Source organism: Rhizobium phaseoli, assembly GCF_003985125.1.
In the GTDB taxonomy this organism is placed as follows: Bacteria; Pseudomonadota; Alphaproteobacteria; order Rhizobiales; family Rhizobiaceae; genus Rhizobium; species Rhizobium phaseoli.
In genome coordinates this window covers 46038-66292 of record NZ_ML133587.1, presented here as the reverse complement: position 1 = coordinate 66292, position 20255 = coordinate 46038, and the positions used below count along the sequence as shown (strand labels likewise).

The window sequence follows — 20255 nt, the reverse complement described above, 5'->3', positions numbered from 1 at the left end:
CGGCTTCAGATCCCAAAGGTGTCCCATGAAAATGTATCTCATGTCGCTCGGCGCGGGCTTGATTGTCGGCATCGTCTACAGCCTTCTGAACGTCCGCTCGCCGGCGCCACCCGTCATCGCGCTCGTCGGTCTGCTCGGCATTCTGGTCGGAGAGCAGCTCATCCCGTTCGCAAAGACGCTGCTGGCGCAGGAGCCCGCGGCGGTGTCGTGGATCAACCAGATCAAGCCGCATATGTTCGGTCACCTCCCCAAGGGCAGCGAGCAAGCCGAGGTTGCCCGTCGGGCAGCGGCGGATAGAGAGGGGCGGAGCTGATGACGACGCGTCGATCCTTTCTGGGCGGAGCGTCTAGTCTGGCGTTCTCGAATCTCTTCTCCCCGGCGAAAGCCGCCGATCCCAAGCAGACCGGAGTAGACACCATGTATCCCGACCTGATCCTCCACAACGGGCGCGTGACCACGCTCGACCGCACCAATCCGAACGCCACCGCGATCGCCATCAAGGACGGCCTGTTTCTGGAAGTCGGCACAGATGCCGAGATCATGGCTCTCGCTGGATCGAATACGAAGATCGTCGACCTTAAGGGCAAGCGCGTTCTGCCGGGCTTGATCGACAACCACACCCATGTCGTGCGCGGCGGGCTGAACTACAACATGGAACTCCGCTGGGATGGCGTCCGCTCGCTGGCCGACGCGATGGACATGCTGAAGCGCCAGGTGGCGATCACCCCGGCGCCTCAATGGGTGCGTGTCGTTGGCGGCTTCACCGAACACCAGTTCGCCGAGAAGCGCCTGCCGACGATTGAGGAGATCAATGCGGTCGCACCCGACACGCCCGTGTTCCTTCTGCATCTCTATGACCGCGCCCTCCTCAATGGGGCGGCGCTGCGGGCGGTCGGCTACACGCGCGATACGCCCAACCCGCCGGGCGGCGAGATCACCCGTGATGCGAACGGCAATCCCACTGGCCTGCTGCTTGCCAAGCCGAATGCCGGCATTCTTTATTCGACGCTCGCCAAGGGGCCCAAGCTGCCCCTCGACTATCAGGTTAATTCGACCCGCCACTTCATGCGCGAACTCAATCGCCTAGGCGTTACGGGCGTGATCGACGCGGGCGGCGGCTACCAGAACTACCCCGACGACTACGAGGTGATCCAGAAGCTCTCCGACGAAAACCAGATGACGGTTCGTCTGGCCTACAACCTGTTCACCCAGAAGCCGAAGGGAGAGAAAGAGGACTTTCTCAAATGGACGTCCTCGGTCAAATACAAGCAGGGCAACGACTACTTCCGTCATAACGGTGCCGGCGAGATGCTGGTCTTCTCGGCCGCTGACTTCGAGGATTTCCGCCAGCCGCGTCCGGAGATGGCCCCGGAGATGGAAGGCGAACTGGAGGAGGTTGTTCGAGTCCTAGCGGAAAACCGATGGCCTTGGCGCATGCACGCCACCTATGACGAGACCATCAGCCGCGCGCTTGATGTCTTTGAGAAGGTCAACAAGGACATGCCGCTCGAAGGACTGAATTGGTTCTTCGACCACGCCGAGACGATCTCCGACCGCTCCATCGACCGGATCGCAGCGCTTGGTGGCGGCATCGCCACGCAGCATCGCATGGCCTACCAGGGCGAGTACTTCGTGGAGCGCTACGGCCATGGCGTGGCGGAGGCGACGCCACCGATCAGGAAGATGCTCGACAAGGGCGTGCATGTCTCTGCCGGCACCGATGCGACGCGTGTTGCTTCCTACAATCCATGGGTCTCGCTGTCCTGGATGGTGACAGGCAAGACGGTGGGCGGCATGCAGCTTTATCCGCGCGCCAACTGCCTCGACCGAGAGACAGCGCTTCGCATGTGGACCGAGAAGGTCACATGGTTCTCCAACGAGGAAGGCAAGAAGGGTCGCATCGAGAAGGGACAGTTCGCCGACCTCATCGTGCCGGACAAGGACTTCTTCTCCTGCCCTGAAGACGAGATCTCCTTCCTCGTCTCCGATCTGACCATGGTCGGCGGCAAGATCGTCTACGCAGCGGGCGAGTTCAAGGCCCTTGATGAGAACGATATCCCGCCTGCCATGCCGGACTGGTCGCCGGTTCGCAGGTTTGGCGGATATGCCGCGTGGGGCGAGCCGGATGGTGCAGGCGCGCGATCCTTGCAGCGCACGGCGATCTCCACATGTGGCTGCGCCAGCGATTGTGGCGTGCATGGTCACGACCATGCCGGCGCCTGGACGTCGAAGCTGCCGATATCGGACCTCAAGGGATTCTTCGGCGCTCTTGGATGCTCCTGCTGGTCAGTCTGAGGCGATCTCATCATAAATGAACAAACGGGCAGCGGTGGCGACCGCTGCCCGTCTCCGTTTCCGCCAGCGGTGACAATTGCGGCATTCGCAATTAACTCGAAACTATTGATGCAATTGTTAGAGCAAGTCGTTCCCGTAAAAATCGCTCCATCAGACGAACACCAAAGCCGCTCGAACGGACCGGCAAGACTGCAGGAGCAACAATGACCAGCAACTCACATCCGACAACTCGCGGGCTTCTCGCCGACATCGCATCGGCACCTGCCCTGCGGACGGCCGCACTTCTTGCGCTCTGCGCCGCCTATATCCAGGGACCTCTCACGAAGATCGCCGACTTCGACGGTGCGCTCGCCGAGATGGATCATTTTGGTCTGCACCCCGCAGCCTTCTTTGCGGTGGCCGTCATCGCCTTCGAACTGACGGCGTCCACGATGGTCGTCTCCGGCTTCCTGCGCTGGGCAGGCGCTCTGGCGCTTGCGGGCTTTACCATCCTTGCGACGTTCATCGCGCTGCGCTTCTGGGAGATGGCTCCTGGTTTGGAGCGCATAATGGCGACCAACGCCTTCTTCGAACACCTTGGCCTCGCCGGCGCATTCGTCTTCGTCGCCGCATACGATCTCACGAGAGGAGCAGGCAAATGAGCACCACCAAGTCGTCCGGAGGCACCTTCGCGCCTCTTGCACAGCCCGTCTTTGCCGTCCTTTGGGCGGCCACCGTCCTCGGCAATACCGGAAGCTTCATGCGCGACGTCGCAAGCTCCTGGCTGATGACGGATCTCTCGGCGTCGCCGGCCGCGGTTGCCATGGTTCAGGCGGCAGGGACTTTGCCGATCTTCCTGCTCGCGATTCCGGCGGGCGTCCTCACCGACATCCTCGACCGCCGCAAGTTCCTGATCGCCGTGCAGCTCCTGCTGGCATCGGTGAGCATCTCCCTGATGGTCCTTTCGCAGACTGGCATGCTTTCGGTCAGCGCACTTGTCGGCTTGACCTTCCTGGGTGGCATCGGGGCCGCCCTGATGGGCCCGACGTGGCAGGCGATCGTTCCGGAACTGGTAAAGCGGGAAGACGTGAAGAGCGCGGTCGCCCTGAACTCGCTCGGCATCAACATCGCCCGATCCATAGGCCCGGCCGCCGGCGGCCTGCTTCTCGCCGCTTTTGGAGCAGGGGTCACCTACGGGGCGGACGTCGCCAGCTACATCGTGGTCATCGCCGCGCTGCTCTGGTGGCCGCGGGAAAGGAACGCCAGCGATGCCCTTCAGGAGAACTTCTTCGGCGCCTTCCGTGCAGGACTTCGATACACCCGCTCCAGTAGACCCCTCCACGTTGTGCTTCTGCGCGCCACGATCTTCTTCGCCTTCGCCAGCGCAGTCTGGTCGCTCCTGCCTCTCGTGGCCCGGCAACTGCTCGGCGGCGACGCCAGCTTCTATGGCATCTTGCTTGGCGCAGTCGGCGCCGGCGCCATCGGCGGTGCCCTGGTTATGCCGAAGCTGCGCGAACGCCTGAGCTCCGACGGTCTGCTTCTCGGCGCGGCAATCGTCGCCGCGGTCGTCATGGGAATCCTTGCGCTCGCGCCTCCGAAGATCGTCGCCATCGTCGTCCTCCTGTTCCTCGGCGCCGCGTGGATCACCGCCCTGACGACGCTGAACGGCACGGCGCAGTCCGTTCTGCCGAACTGGGTGCGCGGCCGCGGTCTCGCCGTCTATCTGACCGTGTTCAATGGCGCTATGACGGCCGGCAGCCTCGGCTGGGGCGCGGTCGGCGAGGCCGTTGGCGTCCAGTCCACCTTGCTCATTGGCGCGGGAGGTCTGCTTGTCGCGGGCTTCATCATGCACCGGGTGAAGCTACCGGCAGGCGAAGCCGACCTCGTCCCTTCGAACCACTGGCCGGAGCCGCTGGTCGCCCAACCCGTCGCCCATGACCGCGGACCGGTTCTGATCCTGATCGAATACAAGGTCGAGAAGCATCACCGCACTGCCTTCCTGAACGCCCTCGACCAGCTATCCCAGGAACGTCGCCGCGACGGCGCCTATGGCTGGGGCGTCACCGAAGACTCGGCCGATCCGGAGAAGATCGTCGAGTGGTTCATGGTGGAATCGTGGGCCGAGCATCTTCGCCAGCACAAGCGGGTGTCGAACGCCGACGCCGATCTCCAAGGCAAGGTTCTCGCCTATCATGCCGGAGCGGACAAGCCTGTCGTCCGTCACTTCCTGACGATCGATCGGCCAAGTGTGGCCTAACGGATTCATAAAGGCGCAGGGCGGCTGCGGCCGCCTGTTGCTTGGGCGATGGGCCGGAAACGATAATGCATTACCAGATTTAAGGCTCATCTACCCTTCGCAGATGCGACCGCGCAGCATCAACAAAGAGAATGATAATTCCCATCGAGTCATCAGGCTCTTGCTAGTACTAGCCGCCGCCCGTGTAGCGCCGCTTCATGCTGGAGACGTTGTAATACAAAAGCTTTATACTGTCGGTGGGAGGTTGTAGGTTTGGATCTCATCAAGGCAACCGATTTGAAAAACCTACGTGGATCTTACCGCTTCATGCCGGGATCGGTCACGCGGCCAGGAATAATGCAACGATCGCGGCGTGCTGACGTCATTGCGACAGACTGGCGCAACGGGGCAATGTCGAAGGCCGGAATCGCCGGTTTTATGCGACGTCCTATTCCAGTATTTTCACCGGCCGATCCCATTGGATGAGCACGACGCAGCCGGTTTCGCTCCAGACCGAATGTTCGGTACCGGGAGCGTTGACGATATAACTGCCGCGACCATAATCGCCCGCCTCGTCGGATTGTACGCCATCAAGAACGAGAATTGTTTCCAGTCCCTCATGCCGATGGCGCGGAACGCTGGCGCCGGCCTCGTATTTCAGAAGCGCCACGCCCGGGTGGTCGTCCTCGAAGGGACGGATCCAATGGATGGTCACCTGATCGCGGAAGGGGCCGAATGCCAATTCCTTCCAGCCGCCGGATGTCATAAGTTCGCGGGTGGTTTCAGGCATGGGCAATGCTTTCCAGAATGTCGTCGACATGGGCGGTCCAGCCGACGATCGCGCCCTGGGCGCGGATCATGGCGATGGCGGCGGCCTTGAACTCGGGAAAGTAGCTTTCCGTCGCCTCCTCGGCGAGCAAGCACTCATAGCCGCGGTCGTTCGCCTCGCGCATGGTCGTCTGAACGCAGACCTCGGTGGTCACGCCAGCAAAGACCAGTTGCCTGATGCCCTTTCGCTGCAGCGCCTCCGCGAGTCCGGTGGCATAGAAGGCGCCCTTGCCGGGCTTTTCGATGACCACTTCGCCATCGATCGGAGCAAGCTCCGGCAGGATCGCCGTTCCCGGCTCGCCAGCTATGAGGATGCGGCCCATGGGGCCTTCGTCGCCGATCCTGAGCATGGGATTGCCGCGGTCGCGTTTTGACGGCGGCAGATCCGAAAGGTCGGGTCTGTGGCATTCCATCGTATGGATGACCGGCAGCCCGGCATAGCGGAAGCCCTGGATCAGGCGTTTGACATCTGGGACGATCCTGCCGATGCGGCTGACGTCGTTGCCGAGGCTTGCGCCGAAGCCGCCGGGCTCGGCAAAATCGCGCTGCATATCGATGACGATAAGGGCGAGCTGGTCGTGCTTTACCGGGAAAGCGAAGGGTTCTGCCTTGATCTCGGCCATCAATGATGCCCCGCCATGTGGGCGCCGATCACGGCGATATCGGCCGCACGCGCCGGTGTCTCGTAGACCAGCCTGCCTTCGGAAATGACCATGATGCGGTCGGACATCTCGAGCAGTTCGTCGAGATCTTCGGACAGCAGCAGCACGGCCGTGCCGGAATTGCGGGCCTTCATGATGCGGGCCCGGATTTCGGCGACAGCCGAGAAGTCGAGGCCGAAACAGGGATTGGAGACGATCAGCAGGTCCACTTCGCCGGTCAGTTCGCGGGCGAGCACGGCGCGCTGCACGTTGCCGCCTGAAAGTGCCGCGATCGGCGAGGATGAGGAGGCGGTCTTCACCTTGAAATCCGAAATCAGCGCCGCCGCCCGCTTTTTCATCTTGCCCTTGTTCAGCCAGATCGCATCCTTGCCATCCGCCTTCAGGTCGAAGGTCCGGAAGGCGAGATTTTCGCTGACCGTCATGCGCGGGGCGCAGGCGTTCTGCAGCGGTTCCTCGGGGATGAAACGGACGTTGTTTCTGCGGGTCTCGGAGCGCGTCGCGCCATAGACCTCGCCATTGACGCTCACGCGGCCGGTGTCGGTCGGCCGCTGGCCGGCGAGAATTTCCGTCAGCTCCTTCTGACCGTTGCCTGAAATGCCGGCAATGCCGACGATCTCGCCGGATCGGACCATGAGATTATCGATCGCGATGGTCTTGAGGCCAGAGCGGTCCGGCGCCTTGACCTGTTCCACCGCAAGGACGGGCCTGGCGTTTTCGGAGATGGGAACACGGCTGTCGAGCTCGGCAAGCTTCACGTCGCCGATCATCATCGCGGCCATATCCGATGTCGAGAGATCGCCGACCTTGCCGGTGCCGACCAGCCTGCCTCGCCGCAGGATCGAGACGGCATCGGCGAACTTCGTCACCTCGTGGAACTTGTGCGAAATCATCAGCACGGTCAATTCGCCGCGCTCGGTCATCCCCCTGATGAGACCGAGCATCTCATCGGCTTCGGCAGGCGTCAGCACCGAGGTCGGTTCGTCGAGAACGAGAAAAGAGCGGCCGAGATAGAGCTGCTTGACGATCTCCAGCTTCTGCTTCTCGCCGGCGGCAAGCTCGCTCACGGGGCGGTCCAGCGGGATCCTGAACGGCATGCGCTCCATGAAGGCGGCAAGGTCCGTCCGCTCCTTCGCCCAGTTGATGATGGCGGGCACTTCGGCGCGGCTGATGACAAGGTTTTCGGCGCCGGTCAGCGACGGGACGAGTGTGAAGTGCTGATAGACCATGCCGAGGCCATAGATCGCGGCGTCCTTGGGTGAGGCGATGGCCACTTCGCGGCTGTCGACGGAAAGCGCGCCCGCCGTGGCGTGGTAGAAGCCCATGATGCATTTGACGAGGGTCGATTTGCCGGCGCCGTTTTCGCCGAGAAGCGCATGGAAGCTGCCGGCGGGCACCTTGATCGAGACGCGGTCGAGGGCCGTGAAGCTGCCGAAGCGCATCGTCATGTCGAGCGTATCGATGCCGACGGCTTTACCGGCGTGCGGGAGAGGCGTGTCGCGGACGGTGCTCATGGCAGCTGGCTCACAAGCGTTTGCGAATTGGAGACAGAGCCGAAGACGCCGCCCTGCATCTTCACCATCTTGATGGCGGCAAGATGGTTGCCGTAATCGGTCGCGCCGCAGCAATCTTCCAGCAGCAGGCATTCGAAACCGCGGTCATTGGCCTCGCGCATCGTGGTGGAGACGCAGACATCGGTGGTGATGCCGGTCAGGATGATGTTTGCGATGCGCTTCTGGTTGAGGATCAATTCAAGGTCGGTGGCGCAGAAGGAACCCTTGCCCGGCTTGTCGATGATCGTTTCGCCTTCGATCGGATAGAGTTCGGGGATGATGTCCCATCCGGGTTCGCCGCGGGTCAGGATACGCCCGCAAGGACCCGGATCGCCGATCCCGGCGCCGATCCGCTGCGAGCGCCAGCGTTTGTTGGCCGGCAGGTCGGCAAGGTCGGGCCGATGGCCCTCGCGCGTGTGGATGATGTGATAGCCCTTGGCGCGCATGGCGGCCAGCACGCGTTTGATCGGCTCGATCGGCGCCTGGACGAGCGACAGGTCATAACCCATGTGATCGACATAGCCGCCCTTGCCGCAGAAATCCGTCTGCATGTCGATGATGATGAGGGCCGTGTTCTCCGGTCTCAGATCGCCGTTATACGGCCAGGCATAGGGGTCCGCATCGATATAATGTCCTTTGGTTTCGACCATGGCGTCCATCGTCTTCGTCTCCTAATCGCCTGCGAGTTTGAAGGTGTCGCGGTGGTGGTGCGGCTGTTCCGATCGGTCCGATGCGCCGGTGCCGGACATGCGCTGCTCCTCTCTCATTTCGTCAGCGACAGCGCGCCCGGCGCACCCGATAGTGAGCGGGTGGGCGAGGAGGTGGCGATCATGATGACGAGGGTCAGCACGTAGGGTGCGGCGTAGAAGAGATAATACCCCTCGGTCACGCCGACCGATTGCAGCGCCGGCCCGAGCGCGCCGGCGCCGCCGAAGAGCAGGGCGGCAAGGAAGCAGCCGATCGGATTCCATCTGGCGAAGATGACGAGGGCCACGGCCATCAGGCCTTGACCGGAGGAAATGCCCTCGTTCCAGGAGCCGGGATAATAGAGCGACAGATAGGCGCCGCCGATCGCCGCCAGCGAACCGCCGACGGCGGTGGCGAGCAGTCGCACGTGATCCGGATCGATGCCCATTGCCCGCGCTGCATCCGTACTGTCGCCGACGACGCGCAGGACGAGACCGACGCGGGTATTCCTGAACGCCCACCAGAGGACGAAGGCGAGGGCGGCTCCGAGGAGGAACAGCACGTTGATGTTCAACGCCGCCTGGATTTGCGGCAGGCTGGACCAGAAGCCGAGTGGAATTGCCGGTAGATGCGGCGCTGCCGGCTGAATGAACGGCTTGCCGAAAAAGAAGGCGAGCCCCAGGCCGAACTGCATCATGGCGATGCCGATCGCGATATCGTTGACCTTCGGCCATTTGCAGATCCAGCCATGGACGAGGCCGAAGATCGCGCCTGTCGCCATGGCCGCAAGCACGCCAAGCCAGGGGGAATTGCTCATCACGGCGACGGCATAGGCCGTCATCGCGCCGAAGACGAGCGTGCCTTCGAGGCCGAGATTGATACGGCCGGAGCGCTCGGTGATCGTCTCTCCCAGGCTGACGAAGATGAAGGGGGTGGACACGCGGATGGCGCCTGCAAGGATGGCGAGGGGCACGCCCCAGGCGCCGATGCCGGTCTCTTCCATCAGAGGCTCCTTTTCCAGAGGTCGGGATTGAATATCTTGAAGCGGCCGTAGAAGGTCTCGCAGAAGAGGATGACGAGGAAGAGCATGCCTTGCAGCACCAGCACCGTGGCATCGGGCAGGCCCATGCGGCGCTGGATCAGGCCGCCCGAGGCGTCGATGCCGCCGAGCAGGATCGCGACCGGAATGATCGCCAGCGGATTGTGGCGTGCAAGGAAGGCGACGAGGATGCCGGTATAGCCGTAGCCGGCGGCGAGCGAAGCATTAGCGCTGCCCTGGACGGCTGCGACCTCGATCATGCCGGCAAGTCCGGCGAAGCTGCCGGCGATCGCGGTGAAGCCGGCGATCAGCCGACCCACGGGCAATCCTTGAATCTGTGCCGCGCGCACATTGCCGCCGGCAATACGGGCGGCAAAGCCGTAGCTCGTCACTTCGATCAGAATCCAGGAGAGAATGCAGGCGACAACGCCGATGACAAGGCCCCAATGCACGTCCATGCCGGGGATGTTGCCGAGCATGTAGTCGGCCGGCAGCGGTTTGGTTGACGGCTTGTTGAGGCTTGCAGGATCGCGCAGCGGCCCTTCGACGAACTGGTTCATCAAGGCGATGGCGATATAGGAGAGCAGCAGCGACGAGATGGTCTCGTTGACGCCGCGGTAATGGCGCAGGAAACCGGCAAGGCCGATCCAGATGCCGCCGACCGCCATCGCGGCAATTCCCATGAGAATGAGCGTCAGCAAGACCGGCGCCGAACCCGCGAGCGGCATGGCCATGGCCGCGGCGGCAACGCCGCCCAGCACGACCGCTCCTTCCCCGCCGATGATGACGAGGCCGAGGCGGGCGGGCAGGGCGACGCAGAGTGCCGTCAGGAGCAGGGGTGCGGCACGGCTTAAGCTGTTCTGCACCGAAAACCAGCTGCCGAAGCTGCCGGTATACATGAGCCCAAAAAGCACTGCCGGCGATTTGCCGATCGCCAGGATGAACAGGGAGAAGAGCGCAAGACCGATCAGGATGGCGGCAAGGCCGATGAGAAGAGGTTCGGCTTTTCGCGCGATCCATTCGAGGATGTGGCGCAGCGAAGCCGGGGTTTCGGCGATGGATATTGCGGGATCGTTGGCCTGGACGGTCATGGCGCTTCTCCCTTCGCGGTTTACGCCGTGGACCCGACAACACCCTCGACCAGGTAGTTCATGCTTTCGAGTTCGATCGCGTCTTCGGCGTAGCTCTTGTCGGCGGTCACGACCGTGCTGCCCTTGTTGTCCTTGAGCGGTCCCTTGAAGACCGAGAAGCCGCCCTTCATCATCTCGGCATGGGTGGCCTCGAAAGCCTTGCGGCCACCGTCGGAAACACCAGGACCGAGTGCGCTCATCTTGACGAACCCGTCCTTCAGGCCGCCGCGCACGAAGTTGCCGAGCTTTTCGCCGGCCTGCGCCTTCTTGACGAAATCGCTGTAGACATTGCCCCAGGCCCATTCGGCGCCGGTCAGGTATTTCTCGGGGGCGAGCGGGCTCTGGTTGGCGTGATAGCCGCAGACGAAGGCGCCGCGGCCGGCGGCCGTCTCGACCACGACCTTCGGGCTGTCGACATGGCAGGTGATGACATCGGCGCCTTGATCGACCAATGCGTTGGTGGCTTCGGCTTCCTTGACGGCGAGCGACCATTCGCCGGTGAAGATCACCTGGCAGGTAATCGTCGGATCGACGGTGCGTGCACCGAGCAGGAAGGCATTGATGTTCTGCAGCACCTGCGGGATCGGCTTGGCGGCGACGAAGCCGATCTTCTTGCTTTTCGTCGTATGGCCGGCGGCGATGCCGTTCAGATACTGGCCCTGAAAGATGTAACCGAAATAAGAGCCGGTATTGGCCGGGTGCTTGCCCTCCTGCCAGAGGCCGCCGCAATGGCGGAACTGGGTATCGGGATATTTGGCGGCCATCGCCAGCATGTGCGGATCGAAATAGCCGAAGGAGGTCGGGAAAAGCAGAGCCGCGCCATCGAGGTTGATCATCGATTCCATCGTCTTCTGGACGTCCACCGTCTCCGGCACGTTCTCTTCCTCAACGACGATGACGCCGGGCAGCGCCTTGACGGCGGCTGCACCCTCGGCATGCGCCTGGTTGTAGCCATAGTCGTCCTTCGGACCGACATAGATGAAGCCGACGGTAAGGGCGCTCTGGGCAAGGGCGCGCGAGGAGAGGAGGCCGGGTGCGGCGCCGACAAGGGCAGCAGCGGCAGAAGCCTGAAGAAAATTGCGGCGGTTCATGGAAAGGAGTTTGGTCATTGGAATGCTCCCTTATGGCGGTTCTGCCGGTTCATTGGTTACGGGGAAGTGTATGCAATGGACGTGCCAAATATTAAATATTTGATTTCACGATAGGAATTTTGAAGCCGTCTGATGGGTGTCGTAAGTGTATGCAATTTGAACGGTTTAAAGTATAAAATTTATGCAAAGCCTATAAAGTTGGCGAAGGTTCTGCATTCTAAAGAACGGAACCTTGTTTCCAGATGGGGAGGAATTAAATTGTTCAAATGAAAACAAGGAATTGTTTCCACGTTTGACTTTGCATCGCCGACAATGCATGTGTATGCAGCATGACCAAGGACCAGAGTGACGCATCGAAGCAGAGCCGGCGCAGGGAGATCATCCGGGCAGGAACGACCGTCGAGCAGATGGTGCGGGCAATCGCCGACATGATCGTGACCGGGCAGATGCTGCCGGGTGACAAGCTGGACGAAATTTCGCTGGCTGCCCGTTTCGAAGTGTCCCGTACTCCGGTACGCGAGGCGCTCCGGGAACTCGGAGCGATGGGGCTTGTCGAGCGCGAACCGAACCGTAGCGCCGTCGTCACCAATGTGACGGAAACCTATCTGCATTCCATGTTCGAGGCGATGGCGGAGCTCGAGGGCATTTGCGCGCGGCTTTCCGCCGAGCGGATGACGATCGAGGAACGGCGCCTGTTGGAAATCGAGCATCGCGCCTCGGCCCGGCTCGTGCGTCAGGGCGCTGACGAAGAATATGCTGCCTATAACACCGAATTTCACAGCCGGCTCTATCGCGGTGCGCACAACGAACACGTCTATGAGCTGGTAACGCAGAGCAGGGCTCGGCTTGCACCTTTTCGCCGCGCGCAGTTCCGGCTGTCCGGCCGGCTGGCGAAATCCTATGACGAGCATGACGTGATCGTGACGGCGATCATGCGGGCGGATGGCGCGGCGGCCGCGCGCGCGGCCTATGCGCATGTGGAAATCGTCAGCGACGCCAGCGCCGTCTTTGCGGCCGCCGAGCGGAAAGAGCACGGCGCCTGAAGTCGGACAGGGGTTGCCCAGGAGCTGGGGGAAACCGCGCTATGCATCCTTTCCTGTCCTTGTTATTCAATCAGATGGAACGATGCGTCGTGTTCCGCTTCAGCAGGAAGTCCCGATGAAGAAGATTTTCAATCCGCCGTCCGTCCGCCGTCCATTTGGAAATTACAATCACGGGCTGCTCGTGCCGCCGGGCGCTTCGCTACTCGTCGTCTCGGGCCAGCTCGGCATCGGTCTAGACGAGAAGGTGCCGGAAGATATCAGCGCGCAGGCCGAGCTTTGTTTCGAAGCGATCAAGGCCATTCTTGCGGATGCGCAGATGAGTTTTGCGGACGTCATCCGCATTTCCGGGTTCGTGACGAAGCGTGAAGATTTTCCGGCCTATATGGCGGTGCGCGATCGCTATACGCTCGATCCGAAGCCGGTTTCGACGTTGATCATCGTCGGCGGGTTCACCCGGCCGGAATTCCTCGTCGAAGTCGAGGTCACCGCCGCCAAAATATTGTGATGACGCGTTTCAGAACCGTTCCATCGCCATCTGCACCTTTTCCAGAAACCGGGCCCGCGTTTCAGGCGTGCAATTGTTCATGTCGTAATGGGCAAGGAAGGTGACCGGCCGCAGTGGATTGATCTGCGCTCGCAGCACGCGCTTGACGATCCTCTTCGGTGGATTACCGGCCACGAAGGCGCGGAATGGGGTTGCTCCGTAGGTCAGTACGGCGGCGAGCTTCGTGATATGGCGTAGCCTAGATTCCACCTTGCCGTCGACAAGTTCAAAAGAGACGCCCGGGAGCCAGACGCGATCGAAATAGCCTTTGAGGATTGCCGGGAACCCAAAATTCCAGACAGGCGTCACCAGCACCAGCCCTTCGGCCTGTTTCAGCCGATCGACATAGGGCTTCACCAGCGCGGTATTGCCGGGATAGTGGTGATAGGCGAGCCGGTCGTGGCGTGAGAGAACGGGATCGAATTCCTCGGCATAGAGATCGCAGGCATCCACCTCGTGACCGGCTTTGCGAAGGCTTTCCAGCGTTTGTTTGTAAAGCGCCTTGCCGTAGCTTTCCTCGACCGGATGCGAGTGAAGGACGAGAACTCTCATGAGGCCTCCATGACGCTCGCAAGTCCTGGGAAGAGATAGTTCTTGCCGGCATCGAAATCGAAATCCGGGTTCTCCCAGGCGATCATCTTGCCGGGGTTCAGGAGCCCCCTCGGGTCGGTCTCGTGCTTGAAGGCGAGCTGCACCTTGTCGGTGCGTTTCATGCCACCTTCCTCGAGCGTGTAGCGGTGCGGATTGAAGATCGGGCAGCCGTGGTCCTGGTGGATCCTGATGATCTCCTCGAGGCGTTCCTCCGAGGTATAGCGCACCAGCGGCAGACCGGAGCACTGGATCTGCCCGTCGAACCTGATGAATTCGAGATGGCCCGGCACTTCGTCCCCGAAGATCTCGACCATCTTGGCGACCTTGGCCACGTGATCCGGCCCCGGATATTGAACCTGCAGATAGGTGAAGTTGGGTTCAACCTTCAGGGCACGCAGCGTCGTGTGGTTCCAGGCAAGCTCATAAGCATGCGGAATGCCCTTCATGCTTTCGACCGTATCGGAGCGGAAGATGACCTCGCCCTTGTGCGCGGCGGCGAAGGCCAGGAACGCGTCCATGGAATGCGGCGCGATCATCAGCACCACCACCGACTGGCCCTTGCGAATATAGGGCTTGTGGCGCGTGAAATAATCATGCGGAATGGGTGCGGCGATCGGCGCGATCTCCTTCACGAGGATGCCGTTGCATTTGGCCAGCGCATCCGAGAAGCGCACGGCCGCCATGAAGTCGTCGTAACCGACGAGCACGTCGACCCAGCCATAGGCGGGCGCCAGCGGCATTTCGATCTCGGTGATGATGCCGTTGGTGCCGTAGGCATGGCTGACCTTCTGCAGGTCCCAGCCGGTGAGGTCGAGCACGCGCGGTTCGGCTTCCATGGTGACGACGCGCAGGCGCAGAATATTGCCGAGATCGCGCAGGCCGCCCCAGGTGATCGAGCCGACGCCGCCGGAGCCGCCGGCGATGAAACCGCCGACAGTCGCCGTCTGCGCCGTCGATGGATGGAAGCGCAGCTCCTGGCCGGAATGCGCCTTGGTTTGCCTGTCTAATTGCGCAATCACGATGCCCGGTTCGCAGATCACCCGGCCGGGATGGATTTCCTTGACCTTGTCCATGCCGGCAAGGTTCAGGACGATGCCGCCGGAAAGCGGCATGGCCTGGCCGTAATTGCCGGTGCCGGCGCCGCGCGGCGTTACCGGCACACCATGGGCGAAGGCCACCTTCAGCGTGCGGATGACCTCTTCCTCGGTCTTCGGCGTGACCACGAGGTCGGCCGTCACATTGTCGAGCTGCGCCTTCAGGATCGGCGAATACCAGTAGAAGTCCCGGCTCTTCTGGCGCACCAGCGCCGGATTGTCCTCGACGGCGATGCCTTCGAGTTCCTTCTTGATCGTCTGATAATCCGGCATGTCAGGCTCCAACGACGCTGTCGAGTTCACGATAGTCCGGCAGGCTGCGGTCAATCACCTTGCCGCGGCGAAGGACGATGCGGTCTGACTGCGGACGGGAAAGAAATTCGCTCCAACGCCGGGCGCTGAAGAGCACGAGATCGGCCGGGGCTCCGACGGCGATGCGGCCCATATCGGGCCGGCCGAGAATATCGGCGGGAGAAGTGGTGACGATGCGCGCGGCCGTATCCAATGGGTGATCGAGATGCAGGATGCGCACCGCCTCGCGGAACACCTCGACCGGGTCCAGATCGCCGTAGGCGTAGAAGGGGTCGCGGGTATTGTCGGAGGCGACCGCCGTTGCCACACCGGCCGCGGCCAGTTCCTTGAAAAGGGTAATGCCGCGCCAGCGCGGCGTGCGGCCGGGGTAGCGGTCCTGCAGATACATGTTGCACATCGGCAGCGAGACGATAGAAATGCCGGCCTTTGCAACGAGCTCGACCGTGCGCTTTGCGGCCTCCTCGTCCTGGCGGGCGAGCGAGCAGCAATGGCCGGCCGTTACCTGGCCTTCGAACCGGTTGCGCAGCACGGCCTCGGCAATCGCCTTCAAGGTCTCGGCAGCGGGATCGTCGGTCTCGTCGACGTGGAGGTCGACATCGAGGCCGTTGTCGGCGGCAGCCCTGAAAAGCACGTCGAGCTGGCTGTCGAGATCGGCGGTCATCCGGGTGACGCCGCCGATCAGTCCGCCTTTTTCGCGCACGACAGCAACCAGGTCGGCGAAAAAGGCCGTATCCGCCATGTTTTCCATCGGGAAGAGCGCGACTGCCTGCAGCGCGATCCGGTCCTTCCATGCCTCGCGCATCTCGGCAAAAACCTCGAAGGAGATGCGGTGCTGCGGCGCGAGCGAATCAAGATGCGTGCGGATCAGGCTGGTGCCGTGCGCATAGGCCGAGCGCAGCGAAAATTCCATGCGTTTCCAGACATCTGCCGCTGACCAGTTCGCTTCGCGGTCAGTGCGCACGGCCTCCAGCGCTCCCATGAAAGTGCCGTCCGCATTGGCGTTGCGCGGCCAAATATGCCCCTTGTCGAGGTGCGTGTGCATGTCGGCAAAACACGGCCAGACCATGCCCCCCTTCAGGTCGGATCTCGCGAATTCTGCCGGCGTTTCGCCCGCCGGCAGCAGTGCGGAGATGACGCCATTGGTGATGACGATATCGGCGTTGACCAGACCTTCGACGGCAGGCGCGTCAAATCCGACGGTGGCGGCGGCGGGAAGCGTCGCGTTGCACAGTGCGAAGCGGCCGGCATTGGGCGGGGAGATGAAGGGATAGGTCATCAGTTTTCCCGTTTCAGGCTGCTCTCATGCCAGCGGTGCAGGGCAAGCCAGGAAATGAACGAGGTGACGGCAAAGATCGCGACGCCGAGAAGCGAAAGCATCAGCAGCGCGGCGAAGAGGCGGGGGATGTTGAGCCGGTACTGAGCTTCGAGAAGCCGGAAGGCGAGCCCGGATCCCGCACCCGCCGATCCTGCCGCAAATTCCGCGACGACGGCGGCAATCAGCGCCAGGCCGCCGCCGATCCGGAGGCCTGTCATGAAATAGGGCTGGGCGGCGGGCAGCTTGAGATAGAGCAGTGTCTGCCAGCGGGAGGCGCCGTAGAGTTCGAAGAGGTTGATGAGATTGTGGTCGACGCTCTTCAGCCCCTGGACCATGTTCGACAGGATCGGAAAGAAGGCGACGAGGAAGGCGCAGATCAGCAGCGCCACCTGCGTCGAGGGCGCATAGATCAGGATCAGCGGCGAGATCGCGACGATCGGCGTTACCTGCAGAATGACCGCGAGCGGATAGAAAGCGAGTTCGATCCAGCGCGACTGCACGAGGAAGATCGCAAAGCCGACGCCGCCGACAAGCGCCAGCATCAGCGACAGGAAGGTGATTTTCGTCGTGACCCAGAATGCGGGCGCAAGCGTGGCCCAGTCGGTCACGAAGGCGTTCGCCACAGCCGCCGGACCCGGCAGGATATAGGACGGCACCCCTGACAGTTTCACATAGGCGTACCAGATCAGCACCAGGAGGGCGATGACGAGCATGGGAACGGCGATGCGCAACGCAAGATCGCGGCGCTTGGCGCCGGCGGCGTCCGGATGGGGCGATGCGTCGGTCTCGTCACTCATCAATGATCTCCCGCCGAATTGATTGCGCCGATGAGCGAATGGGAGACCGTCTCGCAGGCCTTCCTGTATTCTTCGGAACTGCGGTAATAGGCATCGCGCTCCAGGCTGGTCGTTAGCGGGACATCTGCGTGGACGCGGCCGGGCCTTGCCTTCATCACCACGATGCGGTTCGAGAGATAGGCCGACTCGAAGACGGAATGAGTGACGAAGATGACGGTAATGCCGGTCGTCTTCCAGAGCTGCAGCACGTCGTCGTTGAGCTTCTGGCGGGTGATTTCGTCGAGTGCGGCGAAGGGCTCGTCCATCAGCAGAAGCTTCGGGTTCGTCACCAGCGCGCGGGCGATCGAGACCCGCATCCTCATGCCGCCGGAAAGTTCGCGCGGATAGGCCTTGGCGAAATCCTGCAGACCGACCGTCGTCAGTACATCCATGATCCGGTCGGCGGCCGCGGCTTTCGAAACACCCCTCAGCCTCAGCGGCAAGTGGACATTGTCGAATACGTTCTTCCAGGGCATCAGCGTCGGCTCCTGGAAGACGAAGCCGATGTCGCCCTCCGGCAGGCCTTTCGAATTGATGCGCGAACTCGGCCAGTCGATCGCCCCCGATGTCACGTCGCCGAGGCCGGCGATGATGCGTAGCGCCGTCGACTTGCCGCAGCCGGACGGGCCGAGGAGGCTGACGAATTCGCCGCTTTCGACGGTGAGCGACATGTCCGAAAGTGCGACGGTTCCGCTGGAAAAGACCTTCGAAACCGAGCGCATGGCGACCAATGGCCGCTTGCGCGTCTCTTGCGGGGATTTGGCCTGGGCTTCTGCTAACGCCATTGCCTGTCTCGTTCATGCGGGGAGATGCAATCCGCCGCGACCCGCGGCGGACGATAGGGTTTGCGGCCGGCTTACTTTTTCATCGCCATGCCGGTGCTCTTGCAGACGAATTTCGTCGTGAACGCCTTAGTGTAATCCGTCTCCGGCTTGAAGACCTTGATCGCGACCATCTCTTCGAAGAACGCCTTGTAATGGGCATCGGTGATGCAGCCGATGCCCTTGTCCAGGCTGTCGCCGGACTCGATGATGCCGTATTCCTTCATCTTGGCGATCGAATAGGCGATCTGACCATCCGTCATTTCAGGATTGTCCTTCTTGATCAGTTCGTTCGCCTTGCTGTTGTCGCCGTAGAGATAGTTGTACCAGCCCTCGATGGAGGCATCGACGAAGCGCTGAACCACGTCCGGCTTGCTGTCGATCATCGCCTGCGTCGTGGTGATCATCGTCGAATAGGGAGAGTAGCCGTTGTCGGCGAGCAGGAAGACCTTCGGTTCGAAGCCGGCCTGCTTCTCAATCTCATAGGGCTCCGAGGTGAGGTAGCCTTGCTGCGCGGACTCCTTGTCCGCGAGGAACGGAGCCGGGCTGAAATTGTAGGGCTTGTACTGCTCGTCCTTGAAGCCTTTGAAGTTCGCCTTCATCCATTCGAAATAGGTGAGGTAGCCGTCCTTGCCGAGAAACAGCGTCTTCAGCTTGGCGAGATCTTCGAATTTCTCGATGCCGGCGTCCGGGTGGGCGATCAGCACCTGCGGATCCTTTTGGAAGATCGCCGCGACATCGACGAGCGGAATGCCTTGTTCGACGGCTGAGATTTCGCCCTGCGGACCGCCCATGTAGAAGTCGATCTTGCCCGAGATCAAAAGCGCGCTGTTTGCCGCGTTCGGGCCGCCCTGGACGATGGTGACGTCGAGGCCGTGTTTCGCATAGGTCCCATCGGCGACAGCCTGGTAAAATCCACCGTGTTCGGCCTGGGCCAGCCAGTTCGTGCCGTAACTCACCTTGTCGGCCGCATGGGTGGAGGCCATGGCGGCAAGCGTGCCGCCAAGACCGGCAAGTGCGGAGAGGCCCCAGTTCTTCAGTGCATCGGCCATGATCAGCGTTCCCCTTCTGAGCGCGGAACGCCCATCGCGACGTTCCATTTTCTTCATAGGAGCGGTTGCGTTGCTCTTTGAAAAGCATCAAATTTCGTGCGCAACGATGCCTTTTCGGCATCTCAGGGAAAGCCTGTGTCTAATTTGTGCGTCTGCTTTGTTTTTGTGCAACGAGGTTGCGATGCTGCATTCCAGAAAGCTTATCTACATCAATGAGATCGCCCGCACGGGCTCAATCCGCAAGGCGGCGGCGCGACTGAACGTGGCGTCGTCGGCGATCAACCGGCAAATTCTTGCGCTGGAGGAGGAGATGGGCGCGCCGCTCTTCGAGCGCCTGCCGCGCGGTCTGCGGCTGACGGCCGCCGGCGAACTCTGCATCGAACATATTCGCGAGGTGCTGAAGAATTACGAGCGGCTGGAAGGGCGCATCCGCAGCCTGAAGATGCAGCAGGCCGGCAAGGTCCGCATCGTCACCACGGTCGGCCTGGCGGCAGGTCCGCTGCCCGACATCATTGCCCGGTTCCAGTCGGAGCATCCGCGTGTCTTCATGCAGTTGCGCAACGACGCCGGCACGATGACGGTCAACCCGGTGATCTCAGGCGAGGTGGATATCGGCCTTGGTTTCAATATTCCGGCAACGCCAGGCATTCGCACGCTCGGCAATTTCGATATCCCGATTGGCGTCGTCCTACCACCCGGCCATCATTTGATCGGGCCCGGCGCGATCAACCTCGCGGATATCGTCCAGGAGCGCCTGGTGCTGGCGCAGCAAGGCACCAGCCTGCGCGATGTGATCAACCTGGCGCTCGCGCGCCTCGACGTGCATGTCGAGCCGGTGCTCGAAACCAATGCCTCGGAGATGCTGAAAAAGCTGGTCAAGTCGGGCGCGGGGCTGACGATCCTCAATCCGCTCGACGTCATCACCGAATGCCGCCAGGGCGAGCTGGTCTTCCGGCCAATCGCGGAGCCGCATGCCCGCCACCAGCCGATGAAGCTCTTTGCCCGCGCCCGCGCGCCGCTCGATTCCGCGACCAGCCTCTTCGTCGAATATCTCCTGGCTGAACTCGCCGGCCTGGTGGAGGAATTGCAGGCCAAAGGCCACATCGCGGCGGAAAAACCCGCAGCGATATGAGCCGTGCCGCGGCGGAGA

20 protein-coding genes are annotated in these 20255 nt (G+C 62.0%); 7 read left to right on the top strand and 13 right to left on the bottom strand.

Annotation, left to right across the window (positions count from 1 at the left end):
- The first annotated feature begins 25 nt into the window (after positions 1-25).
- From EFD56_RS26855 to EFD56_RS26840, 4 genes are all read left to right on the top strand, one after another.
- Complete coding sequence (locus tag EFD56_RS26855) at positions 26-313, top strand: XapX domain-containing protein (RefSeq protein ID WP_126906725.1); 288 nt, start codon at positions 26-28, stop codon at positions 311-313.
- A complete protein-coding gene (locus tag EFD56_RS26850; protein WP_089152676.1) occupies positions 313-2295 on the top strand; it encodes an amidohydrolase in 1983 nt (660 codons plus the stop codon). The genes EFD56_RS26855 and EFD56_RS26850 overlap by 1 nt, the downstream gene beginning before the upstream one ends.
- 203 nt (positions 2296-2498) lie before the next feature.
- Positions 2499-2936 (top strand): DoxX family protein, encoded by a 438-nt coding sequence (locus EFD56_RS26845; RefSeq protein WP_085744390.1) that lies wholly within the window; start codon positions 2499-2501, stop codon positions 2934-2936.
- The gene (locus tag EFD56_RS26840; protein ID WP_010025760.1) at positions 2933-4531 is read left to right on the top strand and encodes an MFS transporter; all 1599 of its coding nucleotides are present in this window, start codon (positions 2933-2935) and stop codon (positions 4529-4531) included. Before EFD56_RS26845 ends, EFD56_RS26840 begins: the two co-directional genes overlap by 4 nt.
- A gap of 427 nt (positions 4532-4958) precedes the next feature.
- On the opposite strand, the gene EFD56_RS26835 is transcribed toward EFD56_RS26840, so the two are convergent.
- The 7 genes from EFD56_RS26835 to EFD56_RS26805 all read right to left on the bottom strand — a co-directional run bounded on the left by EFD56_RS26835 (position 4959) and on the right by EFD56_RS26805 (position 11515).
- Positions 4959-5300 carry a cupin domain-containing protein gene (locus EFD56_RS26835; protein WP_041684061.1) on the bottom strand — a complete coding sequence of 114 codons (342 nt, stop codon included), beginning with the start codon at positions 5298-5300 and terminating at the stop codon, positions 4959-4961.
- Positions 5293-5961 carry a cysteine hydrolase family protein gene (locus tag EFD56_RS26830; protein ID WP_010025761.1) on the bottom strand — a complete coding sequence of 223 codons (669 nt, stop codon included), beginning with the start codon at positions 5959-5961 and terminating at the stop codon, positions 5293-5295. The genes EFD56_RS26835 and EFD56_RS26830 overlap by 8 nt, the downstream gene beginning before the upstream one ends.
- Entirely contained in the window at positions 5961-7511 is a 1551-nt protein-coding gene (locus EFD56_RS26825; RefSeq protein WP_037146237.1) for an ABC transporter ATP-binding protein, read from the bottom strand. Before EFD56_RS26825 ends, EFD56_RS26830 begins: the two co-directional genes overlap by 1 nt.
- On the bottom strand, positions 7508-8209 hold the full coding sequence (biuH, locus tag EFD56_RS26820; protein ID WP_012489672.1) for a biuret amidohydrolase: 702 nt from the start codon (positions 8207-8209) through the stop codon (positions 7508-7510). The genes EFD56_RS26825 and biuH overlap by 4 nt, the downstream gene beginning before the upstream one ends.
- Positions 8210-8313: 104 nt before the next feature.
- Positions 8314-9240 (bottom strand): ABC transporter permease, encoded by a 927-nt coding sequence (locus EFD56_RS26815; RefSeq protein WP_012489673.1) that lies wholly within the window; start codon positions 9238-9240, stop codon positions 8314-8316.
- Positions 9240-10367, bottom strand: coding sequence for an ABC transporter permease (locus EFD56_RS26810; protein WP_126906724.1), 1128 nt, complete (start codon positions 10365-10367; stop codon positions 9240-9242). Before EFD56_RS26810 ends, EFD56_RS26815 begins: the two co-directional genes overlap by 1 nt.
- Before the next feature lie 20 nt (positions 10368-10387).
- Positions 10388-11515 (bottom strand): BMP family ABC transporter substrate-binding protein, encoded by a 1128-nt coding sequence (locus EFD56_RS26805; protein ID WP_126906723.1) that lies wholly within the window; start codon positions 11513-11515, stop codon positions 10388-10390.
- Between the two features lie 311 nt (positions 11516-11826).
- On the opposite strand from EFD56_RS26805, the gene EFD56_RS26800 reads away from it, so the two are divergent.
- A complete protein-coding gene (locus EFD56_RS26800; protein WP_010022699.1) occupies positions 11827-12540 on the top strand; it encodes a GntR family transcriptional regulator in 714 nt (237 codons plus the stop codon).
- Positions 12541-12655: 115 nt separating this feature from the next.
- Positions 12656-13045 (top strand): RidA family protein, encoded by a 390-nt coding sequence (locus EFD56_RS26795; protein ID WP_010022697.1) that lies wholly within the window; start codon positions 12656-12658, stop codon positions 13043-13045.
- A gap of 9 nt (positions 13046-13054) precedes the next feature.
- Here EFD56_RS26795 and EFD56_RS26790 read toward each other — a convergent pair whose 3' ends face one another.
- The 6 genes from EFD56_RS26790 to EFD56_RS26765 form a co-directional block, all read right to left on the bottom strand.
- Entirely contained in the window at positions 13055-13636 is a 582-nt protein-coding gene (locus EFD56_RS26790) for an NAD(P)H-dependent oxidoreductase (protein ID WP_096478100.1), read from the bottom strand.
- Positions 13633-15042, bottom strand: coding sequence for an FAD-binding oxidoreductase (locus EFD56_RS26785; RefSeq protein ID WP_012489677.1), 1410 nt, complete (start codon positions 15040-15042; stop codon positions 13633-13635). Before EFD56_RS26785 ends, EFD56_RS26790 begins: the two co-directional genes overlap by 4 nt.
- Position 15043: 1 nt before the next feature.
- Complete coding sequence (locus tag EFD56_RS26780) at positions 15044-16357, bottom strand: cytosine deaminase (protein WP_126906722.1); 1314 nt, start codon at positions 16355-16357, stop codon at positions 15044-15046.
- The gene (locus EFD56_RS26775; RefSeq protein ID WP_126906721.1) at positions 16357-17193 is read right to left on the bottom strand and encodes an ABC transporter permease; all 837 of its coding nucleotides are present in this window, start codon (positions 17191-17193) and stop codon (positions 16357-16359) included. The genes EFD56_RS26780 and EFD56_RS26775 overlap by 1 nt, the downstream gene beginning before the upstream one ends.
- Positions 17193-18017, bottom strand: a complete 825-nt coding sequence (locus EFD56_RS26770; RefSeq protein ID WP_126906720.1) for an ABC transporter ATP-binding protein — start codon at positions 18015-18017, stop codon at positions 17193-17195. The genes EFD56_RS26775 and EFD56_RS26770 overlap by 1 nt, the downstream gene beginning before the upstream one ends.
- Before the next feature lie 71 nt (positions 18018-18088).
- Positions 18089-19105, bottom strand: a complete 1017-nt coding sequence (locus EFD56_RS26765; RefSeq protein WP_126906719.1) for an ABC transporter substrate-binding protein — start codon at positions 19103-19105, stop codon at positions 18089-18091.
- 181 nt (positions 19106-19286) lie between these two features.
- Between EFD56_RS26765 and EFD56_RS26760 the strand changes: the two genes are divergently transcribed.
- The gene (locus EFD56_RS26760) at positions 19287-20237 is read left to right on the top strand and encodes a LysR family transcriptional regulator (RefSeq protein ID WP_126906718.1); all 951 of its coding nucleotides are present in this window, start codon (positions 19287-19289) and stop codon (positions 20235-20237) included.
- Positions 20238-20255 lie beyond the last annotated feature (18 nt).